Source organism: Allomuricauda sp. CAU 1633, assembly GCF_017313225.1.
GTDB lineage: Bacteria > Bacteroidota > Bacteroidia > Flavobacteriales > Flavobacteriaceae > Flagellimonas.
In genome coordinates, this window is the sequence record NZ_JAFLNE010000001.1 from 844,317 (window position 1) to 857,042 (window position 12,726).

Annotated in this window: 11 protein-coding genes; 2 read left to right on the forward strand and 9 right to left on the reverse strand. The window is 41.8% G+C overall.

The features are described from left to right. Nucleotides 1–2: 2 nt before the first annotated feature. The 9 genes from proC to J0X14_RS03795 form a co-directional block, all read right to left on the reverse strand. Nucleotides 3–797, reverse strand: coding sequence for a pyrroline-5-carboxylate reductase (gene proC, locus J0X14_RS03755; RefSeq protein WP_207096410.1), 795 nt, complete (start codon nucleotides 795–797; stop codon nucleotides 3–5). Between the two features lie 11 nt (nucleotides 798–808). Continuing rightward, the gene (argC, locus tag J0X14_RS03760) at nucleotides 809–1,783 is read right to left on the reverse strand and encodes an N-acetyl-gamma-glutamyl-phosphate reductase (RefSeq protein ID WP_207096411.1); all 975 of its coding nucleotides are present in this window, start codon (nucleotides 1,781–1,783) and stop codon (nucleotides 809–811) included. Further along, nucleotides 1,776–2,966 (reverse strand): argininosuccinate synthase, encoded by a 1,191-nt coding sequence (locus tag J0X14_RS03765; protein ID WP_207096412.1) that lies wholly within the window; start codon nucleotides 2,964–2,966, stop codon nucleotides 1,776–1,778. The genes argC and J0X14_RS03765 overlap by 8 nt, the downstream gene beginning before the upstream one ends. 120 nt (nucleotides 2,967–3,086) lie before the next feature. Then, entirely contained in the window at nucleotides 3,087–3,713 is a 627-nt protein-coding gene (locus J0X14_RS03770) for a GNAT family N-acetyltransferase (protein WP_207096413.1), read from the reverse strand. A gap of 218 nt (nucleotides 3,714–3,931) precedes the next feature. After that, the gene (gene mptB, locus J0X14_RS03775) at nucleotides 3,932–5,284 is read right to left on the reverse strand and encodes a polyprenol phosphomannose-dependent alpha 1,6 mannosyltransferase MptB (RefSeq protein ID WP_207096414.1); all 1,353 of its coding nucleotides are present in this window, start codon (nucleotides 5,282–5,284) and stop codon (nucleotides 3,932–3,934) included. A gap of 5 nt (nucleotides 5,285–5,289) precedes the next feature. After that, nucleotides 5,290–6,774, reverse strand: coding sequence for a cellulose synthase family protein (locus J0X14_RS03780; protein WP_207096415.1), 1,485 nt, complete (start codon nucleotides 6,772–6,774; stop codon nucleotides 5,290–5,292). Between the two features lies 1 nt (nucleotide 6,775). After that, entirely contained in the window at nucleotides 6,776–7,465 is a 690-nt protein-coding gene (locus J0X14_RS03785; RefSeq protein ID WP_207096416.1) for a glycosyltransferase family 2 protein, read from the reverse strand. A gap of 89 nt (nucleotides 7,466–7,554) precedes the next feature. Next, complete coding sequence (locus J0X14_RS03790; protein ID WP_207096417.1) at nucleotides 7,555–9,159, reverse strand: 4Fe-4S binding protein; 1,605 nt, start codon at nucleotides 9,157–9,159, stop codon at nucleotides 7,555–7,557. Between the two features lie 10 nt (nucleotides 9,160–9,169). Continuing rightward, nucleotides 9,170–10,519, reverse strand: a complete 1,350-nt coding sequence (locus tag J0X14_RS03795) for an NAD(P)/FAD-dependent oxidoreductase (protein ID WP_207096418.1) — start codon at nucleotides 10,517–10,519, stop codon at nucleotides 9,170–9,172. A 153-nt stretch (nucleotides 10,520–10,672) separates the two neighbouring features. Here J0X14_RS03795 and J0X14_RS03800 point away from each other — a divergent pair, with 153 nt between their 5' ends. Continuing rightward, a complete protein-coding gene (locus J0X14_RS03800) occupies nucleotides 10,673–11,686 on the forward strand; it encodes a glycoside hydrolase family 113 (protein ID WP_207096419.1) in 1,014 nt (337 codons plus the stop codon). Between the two features lie 103 nt (nucleotides 11,687–11,789). After that, nucleotides 11,790–12,725, forward strand: coding sequence for an N-acetylmuramoyl-L-alanine amidase (locus J0X14_RS03805; RefSeq protein WP_207096420.1), 936 nt, complete (start codon nucleotides 11,790–11,792; stop codon nucleotides 12,723–12,725). The last annotated feature ends 1 nt before the right edge of the window (nucleotide 12,726 follow it).

Sequence of the window (12,726 nt, forward strand, 5' to 3'; positions counted from 1 at the left end):
TTTTACCCCTTTTTAATTTGGCTGATTTTTTCAAATGAGCTCACAATACCTCGGATAAGCGAGGAACTCAACCCTTGATGTTCCATCTCGTTCAATCCCTCAATGGTACAACCTTTGGGCGTGGTCACTCTGTCAATTTCTTCTTCGGGGTGACTTCCGGATTCAATGAGTAGACTAGCCGCTCCATTACAGGTATGCATGGCCAATTCTTGGGCTTCCTTGGCATCAAAACCTAGCTGAATGGCACCTTGGGTAGTAGCTCGAATCAAACGCATCCAAAAGGCAATACCACTCGCGCAGATAACCGTAGCGGCCTGCATTTGTTCCTCTGGAATCTCCATGGTATGTCCCATCCGGTTAAAAATGGCCTTGGCCAAATCGATTCGTTTTTTCCCAAGTTCGTTGCTACAGATACAGGTCATGGATTTCCCCACCGAAATGGCGGTGTTGGGCATACTACGTATGATGAACTTATCCGAACCGATGATGCCTTCAATTTTAGGAATACTAAATCCTGTAATGGTGCTTATTATTACATGCTTTTCGGTGAGCAGGTCCTTGGTCTGTTCCAAAATGGAGGTAAAATGACCCGGTTGTACCGCAAAAATGAGAATGTCCGAGTTTTTTACCGCCTCTTCATTGTCTGAAGTAACCGTGACGTTCCCGTATTTTTCAAAATCCTTGATGGATTTGGTGTTTCGTTTGGTGAGATACATGGTAGTGGCGCCGTTGGTGTGCAAAATGCCTTTTGCAATGGCCAATCCCAAGTTTCCTGCTCCTATGATTGCTATTTTCATGGTTTATTCTTTTAAAAAACTCCTGCTTTTAGTAATAGACCTTCGGTTTCAGGGAAACCAAACATCAGGTTCATATTTTGTACAGCTTGCCCGGAGGCGCCCTTTAGCAAATTATCAAGGACTGAGGTGATCAAAATCAAGCCTTCATGTTTGTGTAAATGAATATGGCATTGATTGGTGTTGACAACCTGCTTCAAATGGATTTCCTCATCAGAAACATGAGTAAAGGCGGCATCCTTGTAAAATGCTTTGTATAGCTTTTTGGCTTCTTCCAAAGAACCTTCAAAAGAAGTATACGCTGTTGCCAAAATCCCTCGGGTAAAATTTCCTCGTGTGGGCAAAAACAATAATTTTCCAACCGAATTTCCATAGGAATCCAAACTTTCACCTATTTCTCCCAAATGTTGATGGGTAAAAGGCTTGTACCACGAAATGTTGTTGTTCCGCCAGCTAAAATGTGAGGTCGATGACAATCCAACCCCAGCACCGGTACTTCCAGTAACGGCATTAATGTGAATATCACTTTTCAGCAATCCGGCTTTGGCCAAAGGAAGCAGTGCCAGTTGAATGGCCGTAGCAAAACAACCGGGATTGGCGATGGCCTCCGCTGATTGTATGGCAGATTTATTCAATTCAGGAAGCCCATAAATAAAACGCTGGCCATTAAAATTAGAATCTGCCTGTAATCTGAAATCGTTGCTGAGGTCTATGATTTTTGTTGATACTGAAAACTTATTCTCATTCAAAAAGGAGGTCGAATTCCCATGTCCCAAGCAAAGAAAAACGACATCCACATCAGGATTTATCTCTCCAGAAAACGCCAAATCGGTCAATCCCAAGAGATCTTGATGGGCTGAGGTAATGGGTTTTCCGGCTCGAGTTGTACTGTACACAAAATCGATTTCGGTTTCAGGGTGGTTCAACAACAATCGAATGAGTTCCCCACCTGTATACCCAGAACCGCCTATGATTCCTGCTTTAATCATGCTTTTGATTTACGTGGTTTGCAATTTTCCCGGAATTGGACAGAATTTTGATAAAGCCTTTGGCATCATCGGCGGTCCAACCCTTGTTCATTTCTCCATAACTTCCAAAGGAAGCGTTCATCAAATCATGGTCCGAAGCGATGCCGTTCAATTCAAATCGGTACGGATGCAAGGTTACAAAGACCTCTCCGGAAACATTCTTTTGGGTATCGGTCAAAAAGGCTTCAATATTTCGCATCACTTCATCCAGATAGTTTCCTTCGTGCAACAACATGCCATAAAAATTGGCCATTTGCTCTTTTTGGTACTGTTGCCATTTGCTCAAGGTGTGTTTTTCCAATAAATGGTGTGCCTTGATGATAATCAAAGGCGCAGCAGCCTCAAAACCAACCCGACCTTTGATTCCGATGATGGTATCACCCACATGGATGTCCCTACCAATAGCATATTTGGAGGCAATGGCCTCTAATTTTTCAATGTTGGCCACAGGAGTATCTTTTTCGCCATCCAAGGCTACGAGTTCCCCTTTTTCAAAAGTCAACTTTAGTTCTTTGGGCAATTCTTTTTCCAGTTGGCTTGGATAGGCTGTTTCCGGTAAGGAAAGATGTGAAGTCAAAGTTTCTTCACCGCCTACAGATGTGCCCCACAATCCTCTGTTGATGGAATATTTGGCCTTTTCCCATGAATAGTCAATCCCATTTTGTTGCAAGTAATTGATTTCTTCTTCCCGGGCTAATCTTTTATCCCTAATAGGTGTAATGATTTCAATCTCTGGGGCCAATATTTGAAAGATCATATCAAAACGCACTTGGTCGTTACCAGCTCCGGTGCTACCGTGTGCAATATATTGGGCGCCAATTTTTTTGGCGTGGTTTATAATTTCAATGGCCTGTACAATCCGCTCCGCACTTACGGAAAGGGGGTAGGTATTGTTCCGAAGAACATTTCCGAAAATGAGGTATTTCACCACTTTTTCATAAAAATTGGAAATGGCATTGATGGAAGTGTATGTAGTTGCCCCCAAGGCAAGCGCTTTTTCCTCAATCTCCTTAATTTCAGCTTTGCTGAATCCACCGGTGTTAACGCTTACGGCATGTACTTCAAATCCTTCTTCTTTGGATAAATATTTGGCACAATAGGAAGTGTCTAATCCACCACTATAGGCTAAAACTAATTTTTTCATTCAAATTTATTTTTTCTCCCAAAAGTGGGAATCTTTATTCTTTATCAATAGTTGTGCGTTGCACCCTAAGGTCCCACTTCGACTTCGCTCAGTGCAAGCTCTCAAGGGGACATTTATAAATTACTTTTCTTTTTTCTTTAGGAAAAGGGTCTCTTTTATTTCCTTTAGCCTTTGAAAAGCCTTTCCATTTAATTTTTTTGACTCTGTATTTTTTTCGCTCTTTTTTTCATTGGCGTCGTACAGCATTCCAGTGCACAGGCACATTTTTTGTTCGGTACGTGTAAGAATATCAAAATTCTTACAGGTCTGGCAACCTTTCCAGAATTCGGGGTCATTAGTAAGTTCCGAAAAAGTTACGGGCCTATATCCAAGCTCATAGTTCATTTTCATGACGGCCAGCCCAGTGGTGATCCCAAAAATTTTGGCATCCGGAAATTTCTTTCGCGAAAGGTCAAAGACGGCCTTTTTAATTTTTTTGGCCAAACCTTGGTTTCTATAATCAGGGTGTACAATAAGCCCAGAATTGGCCACAAAATCCTTGTTGCCCCAAACCTCGATATAACAAAAGCCAGCAAATGTGTCACCGTCCAAGGCAATGACTGCATTTCCGTTTTGTAAACGTTTCATGATATATTCGGGGGTACGTTTGGCAATTCCAGTACCGCGCACTTTGGCGGATTCCGCTATGGTGTCGCAGATAATCTGAGCGTATTTAAAATGTGATTCGTTAGCAATTACAATATCCATTGCAAGCGATTAAACAGATAAAATTAAAAAAAGATGTTTTGATGGTTTTGCGGAAATGGACTCACCTATTTCCATAGATATTAGTGCACCCTTACGGGCGACGACGTGGAGAAAATGGACGTACTGGAGCGGGGATGCTCAATGCTGTAAATATGTATTCTTGTCCTTTCATTGCGGGATAAAAGTACAAATTAATTCCAATTGACCTAGAGATTGATTTATTTTTTGAAGAAATATAACTTTTTTGAATCCCTACCTATTATTTCATAAACAAAAAAGCCAAAGACCAAAATATACTCAATAGCCAATAACCAAAGATTCTCCTTGAAATCTGGGTTGGAATAGGCCTGATAACTAAGCACAATGGCCAACGACCACACTAAGGGGAATCGATATTTTGTGAAAATACTTATGCCCAGCAAAAAAACAACATACCAGGGATGCACGGTGCTGGACAGAAAATAATAGCAAGACAATACCAGTACCATTGAGGTGATTACACTTTCCAGAGTGTTGTTTTTCCGAAGGAAAGCAATGAGCAAGGTGATGCCTAGAATTACTTTGGTGATGACATTCCCGTAGGATTCAATCAGCTCCCAAGGTTTGGCTTCATATTGGGTAACTGCAATTTTTTTGACAATGTTGTAAATGCTTGCATTGAACTCGAAGTTCGAGAACCATAGCTTTAAGGTTTCGGAATAGTTGTCGATAAACGATGGTGCATAAAAGGGTAGAAGTACCAAAACACATCCTACTCCCACAAGTCCGTAGAAAAATACACTGTTCTTCAAACGAAGATATTTTAAAAAGAAGGGCAGAAATAGCAAGGGAATTAACTTCACCATGATGGACAATGCATAGATGGGTGCAGCAAAAATCCATTTCTTTTTTGAAATGAGGTACAAGGCCCAAACCAGAAAGAACAACATGACCCCTTCAAAATGGAGATTGCTCGTCAATTCAATGATGACCAAGGGGTTCAAAAAATACCAAAAAGCCACATGTGTGGATTGGTTGAGGTTTTGGAGCAACTTTCTCCCAAAGTATAGAACGCCGATATCAGCCAAAATCAAGGTGACTCGCATAACTATGATAGACCCCAGAATACTTCCCCCTCCCAAAATAGCAGCCAAAGCAAACAGAATTTGATTGACAGGGGGATAATTGCTGAAATGTCTGGCATGGAGTGCTCCCATATTCGTGTGCAATTCCTGGGCATTCGCAATGGCCAAATCAGATTGACCAATGAGGTCGTTTGGAGTGTGTAGGTATGGATTGAGTCCATTTTTGATGAGTTCCCCGTCCCAAATAAAGCGGTAAAAATCTTGGGAAAGGTTGGGCTCGGCGAACAAAAAAACCAATCGAAATAGAATTCCCGCTACCAAAAGGAACTTAAAGTTCCATTTTTCAAACTGCATGAGTTTGACCATAAAAAAGAAAAGCCCTGCAAAGAGCATGAGCAGTTTTATGAAATCGGTACGGGCCAAATCGTAACCAAAACTTGCGTAGAACAATAAACTCCCGAAGACAAAGAGTATCGGGTATTTGTGCAAGCGCCAGTAAGAAAGCATGGGTTTTAGGCCTTGGAGGTCAACGATTTAAAGAAAACAAAACCGAAACCAAGGAACAACATCAAATGGAATGGGAACAATCCGTAGTCATTCAAAGGAACGGCGCTGTACATTCCAAAAAGGAAGTAGATCATCAAGGCAAATTCCAAAATCATGTTGGGCGAAAGTTTCTTTGCCAAATATTTATTGCCCTTCCACGTATCTTTAATGCTATTGATATTGAACTTGGGGGTACGTACAAATTCGCTTCGCTTGCCCAAATGGCCTTCCAAAACAGCAACGGTGTTGTGCAAAGAGAACCCAAGTGCCACTGAAAAGAAAGTAAAAAAGAGTTTAATGTAGTCCACAAAGTTGTCAAAGCTGCTTCCCTGAATGCTTTTATACGTAAACCAATAGCAAATGAACAGGATAATGGTGCTTATGATGAAGAAGCTGGTCACCTCAAAAATCCAACCCAAATGCCCGTACGTATTTTTGATGTAGAGCATGGGAATACTCAACAGCGCCACAATGAATACGCAAAGGAACATGGAACTGTTCAACAAGTGCATCACTCCGTGAAACTTAGTCTTTAATGAAATGTTTTTGGATGTAATAACGCTCCAAACGGTCTTTCTGAAGTTTTCGGCACCACCTTTGTTCCAACGGAATTGCTGTGAACGTGCTGCACTGATGACCACGGGCAATTCAGCAGGAGTTTCAACATCTTCCAAATATTTGAACTTCCAGTTTTTCAATTGGGCACGGTAGCTCAAATCCAAATCCTCGGTCAAGGTATCGCCTTCCCAGTTACCGGCATCCAAAATGCATTCTTTTCTCCAGATACCCGCGGTACCGTTAAAGTTGATAAAGTGTCCTTTTGAGTTTCGCCCTACCTGCTCCAACGTAAAGTGGGCGTCCAAAGCAAAAGCCTGGATACGGGTAAGGGTGGAATAATCGCGGTTGATATGCCCCCAGCGGGTCTGTACCACACCAATTTCCTCATCCTTAAAATAGGGAACGGTCTTTTTTAACCAATCACTCTCAGGAAGGAAGTCAGCATCAAAAATGGCAATGAACTCGCCCTTTGCAATGGCCAAACCTTCTTTTAGTGCTCCGGCTTTATATCCTTTTCGATTTTCCCTACGGATGTGTTGGATATCGAGTCCGTCTTTTTGAAGTTCCTCGATTCGTTTTGCGGTTTCTATGACGGAATCATCAGTAGAGTCGTCCAGAACCTGAATTTCCAACTTACTTTTTGGGTATTCTATTTTGGCGATATTGTCCAACAAACGCTCCATGACATACTCTTCGTTGTAAATGGGGAGCTGTATGGTGACAAACGGTATTTCCTTGGGATCTAGCAGGTTGAATTTGGGAGCTTCATCATTTCGCTTTTTGTAACCTAGGTAATTGATCAACAGATTTAATTGCGAAAGACTGTAAAAGAAAATCAAAATTAAGGCTGTACTATAAATAGCGACGATGATAAGAGCAATTGTGAGTCCCATATTATTTTAAACTGTATTTAAAAATCCAACCCAAAATCTTAATGCCAGCAAATATAGTACCTTTTACCGTACCCGACACTTTTGAAACACCAATTCTTCGTTTATAACGCACTGGTATTTCGGTATATGACATGTTTTTTCTCAGTACTTTGAGCTGCATTTCCACCGTCCACCCATAAGTCGTGTCCTGCATCTCCAATTTTTTGAGTTTTTCATATTTTATGGCCCTAAAAGGTCCCAAATCCGTAAATCTTGCTCCAAACAGGATTTTCATTAAAAAAGTGGCCAATTTGTTGCCAAAAACCTGCTGTGGAGTCATGGAACCGGGTTCCCTGAGCGACTTTTTTCGAGCGCCGACCACAAAATCTATGTCATTTTCCAAGATTGGGGCGACTACCTTATCCAGTTCCTCTGGATAATCCGAGTAATCTCCGTCAATAAATACGATTATGTCTGGTTGTTTGGATTGTTGCTCTACATAATTAATTCCGCGCAAGCAGGCAGACCCATATCCTTTGCGGGTTTCGGTGATTACGGTGGCCCCTGCTTTTTTGGCATTTTCCATGGTTTTATCGGTGGAGCCGTTGTCTACCACAATAATTTCGGAAACATGTTTTGGGATTTCGGAAACCACTTTTCCGATGGAGTCTCCTTCATTGATTGCAGGAATAATGACCTTGATATCCGCCATGGGCTGCCTTTGGATTTTATTTTAGTTTGAAGTTGCCAAAACTAGGGTTTTCCATGCGCTTTTTTGATTTCTTGTGAAAAGAGTTTATATCATTTTTGATTTACCAATGTCATTAAATCCACATCATTGCCCAATAAAACTTGGTTGCTGTCTATTCTTCCCTCCAACGGGCCATTTTCCAATTTCAATACACCTCTTGGGCACACTGCGGAGCAAATACCGCATCCTACGCAACTGGCACGAACAATATTCTCGCCTTTTTGGGCATAGGCCCGCACATCGATACCCATTTCGCAATAGGTTGAACAGTTTCCGCAAGAAATACACTGCCCCCCATTGGTGGTAATTCGAAATCTGGAGAATAACCGCTGTTGAAAACCAAGGATGGCCGCCATGGGACACCCAAACCTGCACCATACCCTGCTCCCAAAAATTGGGTAAAAGCCCGTGCCAATGACTCCTGAAAAGATACTGCCAATCAGAAAGGAATAGGATTTACGTAGGGTTTCCGACTTGAAGAGAAATACATTGCCATCTCCACTGAAAAAGTGCATGCCGAGAAGTGCCATAATGATCACAAAATACCCAATGGCACCGTATTGCGCATCTTTTTGAAGTTGGTCCCGTTTAAAGAGCATCACCCATACAAAAACAAGTGTCAGTAATACGGCGACGCCAATTAAAAATGAGCTTTTGGTCAGCCAATATTTGCTCGTATCCGTTCCCAAATAGGAGTACACCACTGCGGTGGTCATCAAGGTGACAAAAACCACCACGCTATGCACCACCCAGCGCTCCACTTTCCAAGCAAAAGTTGATTTATCACTCAATTGACGGAAGGAATCTCCAGCAGTTTCGGCCAGTCCGCCACAACCACAAACCCAAGAGCAATACCATCGCTTCCCATATTTATAGGTTAGGATGGGGGTAATGACAAAAATGGAGAGAATTCCAAAAACCAATAGGGCAAAACCAATATCCCCGGAGCTTAAAAACCCTTTTATGCGGTAGCTCTCAAAATTATAGTAGTTGAGAGGCCAAACATTTTTAAGGTCATAATAGGGCAAGCTACCTCCATTTAAAATTTTATCTCCGTTTAAACGGGCCATCAATTCGGGAATGATGAACGCGAAAGCGGTTTGGAAGAACATGACGCTCCAGGTTCGGAGCTTTTCATAACGGTTATGGCGATACTTCCACAGAAACTTTATTCCGAAAGCTAAAATAGCCACTGTATATAAGGTTCCATAGACAAACCATTGACTGGCGGGATTGCCACTCAGCGCCTTGCTCAAAGGGTCAAAAAGCCCAATAACTCCTTTGTTGTCTCCATCACTTACCAATCCCAAATATTCGGGATAGAAATACAAGATGATATAGAATCCAGTCAATGAAAGACCAGCTACCCATGCCCAAAATCCACGGTTGGAGATGGATTTGAACCAAACCCCATCATTTTTGATGCCTGGAAGTTTTTGAGAATAGGCATCCCATGAAAACCAAAGAATACCTGCAAAAAGCGCTGAAAGTGAAATGGAAAGCCAAAGTGTTTTATTGGGAAAGGAAACATTGAATATGGCCAGCAGCATTATCCCCAATCCCGTAACACCGGTAAGAGTGGCCAGTTTTTGACTAGTGCTCAAGCTTTTTGGGGGTTGCCCAGTGAGGGCCATGCTTTTATCGTATGTGCTCATTGCTATTGGATTAGGCAAATTGGAAGATGCGTTTTAAACTTTTCTTTTTGGAGTGGATGGATTTCCCAAAATCTGAATTGAATTGGTTCACGATGTCGTTTTCATACGTCTTGTAGAATTCTGGATCAAAGTTGGCATCCATGAGATGCTCCAATACATACTCCACGTTTCTTTTTTCTGTAAGCCATCGGTCAAAAATCTCGTGTCGCAATCGAATGCCAAAGGTATTGATGCCCAAAAGTTCTTTGGAATCTTTATGAAAGGCAATGGTAATGCAAATTTTCTCTTTGGGATGTCTCCAATGAAAATGAACTTCCTCGGCTTTCTTTCTTCGTTCCGAAAACACCCAACCATACGTTTGGTACTCAATATCCAGGAATTTGGCAGAATTAAACCAATGTCCAGGATTGTAGGGTATTTTATTGCCGCAAATGGTCTGTGCCACGGTTTCACCCATCATGCGACCGGTGTACCAAACCGCTTCAACGGGGCGTCTGTTTCCAATAGCTTTGTGCTGTTCGGCACAGTCGCCGATCGCATAGATATCTTTACTGTTGGTTTCCAGAAAGCGATTTACTTTAACCCCTCGACCTAATTCAATTCCAGAATCCTTTAAGAAATCGATATTGGGCGTAACGCCCGCGGTAAGTCCGACCAAATCACAGGGGATCTCCTCTCCAGTTTCTTCCACAATGATGGATTTTACCCTTCCGTTTTCATCGGAAACAATTTCTTTAAGGGAGGAGCTTAACCTTAAATCGATGTGGTGTTCCACAATATGCTCGTTGATCATTTGCGATTCACCACTGGGTAAAATGCCGTTCCAAAAACTGTCTTCTCGCACCAAAAAGGTTACAGGAATGTCTCTGGTTCGGAGCATTTCGGCCAGTTCAATCCCGATCAATCCGCCACCTACGATCACAGCCCTTTTGCAAACCTTGTTGTTAGGGGCATTTTGTTCCAAAAGATCTAGATCTTGCTTGGAATAGAGTCCTTGAACCCCGTCTAAATCTTGTCCGGGCCATCCAAATTTGTTGGGTTTGGATCCTGTGGCGATGATTAATTTATCATAGAAGATGGATTTGCCACCATCCAGCGATACCTTTTTATCTTCGGGAATTACCTGGGTTACAAACCCTTTGACCAATTCAATGCGATTTTTCTTCCAAAACCCATTTTCATAGGGTTGTGTGTGTTCAAATTTCATATGACCCATGTACACATACATCAGCGCGGTTCGGGAAAAAAAATAATCGGTCTCCGCAGAAATTAGGGTAATCCGTTTATCAGAGAGTTTACGGATATGCCGCGCTGCCGTAACCCCGGCAATTCCATTTCCAATAATGACAATGTTCTCCATATGGACCTATTGATTGTTGCTAATGGGTCGAACTTAACAAAAGGAACTTAACCCAATGGGTTAATTTAGAAAGAATATAATTTAATACAGATTGCATTTTTCATAAATCCTTAACTTTTAATGGATTATTTTTAGGGTAAAGGAATTTGGTATATGAAACTTTTAGGCCTCTTTTGGTGTTTGATTTTGATTTCGTGCAGTGGTCAGTCTATTGAAAAAATCAATGGTGTCAGCTTTGTGGGGTCTCGGGAAGAAGTGATACAAGAGCATGTAGATCCCTTGCTGAAGATCCATGCCAATTATGCTGCGGTGATGCCTTTTGGTTTTATGAGAGAGTCCAATTCCCCTGAACTGGTTTTTAACTCGGAACGCCAGTGGTATGGTGAGACCAAACGGGGTGCCAAACAGTATATTGATTTATTGCATAAAAATGGGGTGCAGGTGATGCTCAAGCCCCAAATCTGGATTCGCCGCGGTTCGTTTACCGGAGATATGGCCATGACCTCAGAAGAAGATTGGAGGACGTTTGAAAAATCGTATGCTGACTTTATCCTTACCTACGCCAAGTTGGCCGAAGAAACCCAAAGCAGCGTGTATTGTATTGGAACTGAATTGGATGAGTTCATCAAACACCGACCTGAATTTTGGAATGAACTTATTGGAAAAGTACGACAAGTGTATCACGGCAAGTTGACCTATGCTGCCAATTGGGATGAATATGCCCGCACCCCATTTTGGGATCAGTTGGATTATGTTGGGGTGAATGCTTATTTCCCATTATGTGAAAAGCAAAGTCCCACCGTGGAAACCCTAACTGTAGGATGGCAACCTTGGAAAGCTAAATTGAAGGGGCTTTCGGAAAAACACAAAAAGCCTATGCTGTTTACCGAATTTGGGTACAGAAGTATGGATTATGCCGGAAAAAAACCTTGGTTGGTGGATCGTAACCAAGAAAATGTCAATTTAAAAGCTCAAGCAGATGCCACCCAGGTCATTTTTGATGAGTTTTGGGATGAGGATTGGTTTGCTGGAGGTTTTGTATGGAAATGGTTCATTCACCATGACCGTGCAGGAGGTTATGCGGACAATAGGTTTACCCCTCAAAACAAACCAGCTGAATCTGTGATTCGGGAACACTACGCCCAAGTTAAAAAATCAAAACTTTAAGGTTATCAATACCGATTGTTAAAACTTTTTGTACCCGTCAGGTTTTGGGATAAATGATTTTTGCCATATTTGTAGTGCACCTCCCAATTATAAACTGAACCTGATGAAATTTTTTCCATCCCTCTTCTTTTGGGTATGCACTTGCTCATTTTTTTTCGCTCAAGACCTTCCCAATACGGTCATTGCAGAACAAGGCGATGGCATCTTTTCCTTACTTCGAAAACAAGGCTTGGATCCTGTGAAGCATTATGAGGAATTCATCAAGCTCAATGAAGAAAAAATTAAGGATGGTAGTTTTTTGCAGGTTGGAGTGGCCTACCAAATTCCCAAAACCACCGATTCTTTCAAGAAAACCGGAGTGCAGATACTGGGAGAAAATGGAACAGAGGAGCCCATTTTTGACAAAGAATTGGCCAAAATGTCCCTAAAAAGTGAGAAACTCAAAGATGCGGTCTATTATTTGATCGTGGAAAATGATGCCCATCAAGATAATGGATTTGTAAAGGAAACTACTCAAAATTTAGCTTCCGAGCTCATGGTTCATGGGGCCCAAGTGTACATCTTGGGTAACGAAAGCCCAGAAATTTTGGAAGAAACTGAAGCTGAGACAGATTATACCCAAAAAATGGACGCCTATATTGATGCCATAAACAAGCGTTACCTTCAAAATAGTGGCAAGTACCAAAGGGTATTGGTGATACGGGACAATGCCGTTACAGGAAGAGGCAACATGAACGTAGCCGTTTATCATTACAACAAAAGCGAAGAAGGGCAGCGGTTGGCAGAAAATATCCAAAACGTATTCAAAAAGAACAGTGTATCCCGCTCCCCAGAGAATAGCAACATGATATTTGAAGACAGCAATAGCCTATACTTGGCTAAAAATACGCTTCCGGCGGTAAGTTTGCTTACTCTGGATAACGATTCACCAAAATCAGTAGAAGAGAAAATTTCGGTACGCCCTAATAAAAAGCTGCTTGCCAATTTGCTGACCAATGGAATTATGAACGATTTTGCCGATCTGGAGATTGAAGAATAGC

Excerpts from the sequence above, each read along its gene's own strand:
- J0X14_RS03785 (WP_207096416.1), bottom strand. The coding sequence starts at position 7,465 with ATGGCGGATATCAAGGTCATTATTCCTGCAATCAATGAAGGAGACTCC.
- proC (WP_207096410.1), bottom strand. The coding sequence starts at position 797 with ATGAAAATAGCAATCATAGGAGCAGGAAACTTGGGATTGGCCATTGCA.
- argC (WP_207096411.1), bottom strand. The coding sequence starts at position 1,783 with ATGATTAAAGCAGGAATCATAGGCGGTTCTGGGTATACAGGTGGGGAA.
- J0X14_RS03800 (WP_207096419.1), top strand. The coding sequence starts at position 10,673 with ATGAAACTTTTAGGCCTCTTTTGGTGTTTGATTTTGATTTCGTGCAGT.
- J0X14_RS03805 (WP_207096420.1), top strand. The coding sequence starts at position 11,790 with ATGAAATTTTTTCCATCCCTCTTCTTTTGGGTATGCACTTGCTCATTT.
- J0X14_RS03765 (WP_207096412.1), bottom strand. The coding sequence starts at position 2,966 with ATGAAAAAATTAGTTTTAGCCTATAGTGGTGGATTAGACACTTCCTAT.
- J0X14_RS03770 (WP_207096413.1), bottom strand. The coding sequence starts at position 3,713 with ATGGATATTGTAATTGCTAACGAATCACATTTTAAATACGCTCAGATT.
- mptB (WP_207096414.1), bottom strand. The coding sequence starts at position 5,284 with ATGCTTTCTTACTGGCGCTTGCACAAATACCCGATACTCTTTGTCTTC.
- J0X14_RS03790 (WP_207096417.1), bottom strand. The coding sequence starts at position 9,159 with ATGAGCACATACGATAAAAGCATGGCCCTCACTGGGCAACCCCCAAAA.
- J0X14_RS03780 (WP_207096415.1), bottom strand. The coding sequence starts at position 6,774 with ATGGGACTCACAATTGCTCTTATCATCGTCGCTATTTATAGTACAGCC.
- J0X14_RS03795 (WP_207096418.1), bottom strand. The coding sequence starts at position 10,519 with ATGGAGAACATTGTCATTATTGGAAATGGAATTGCCGGGGTTACGGCA.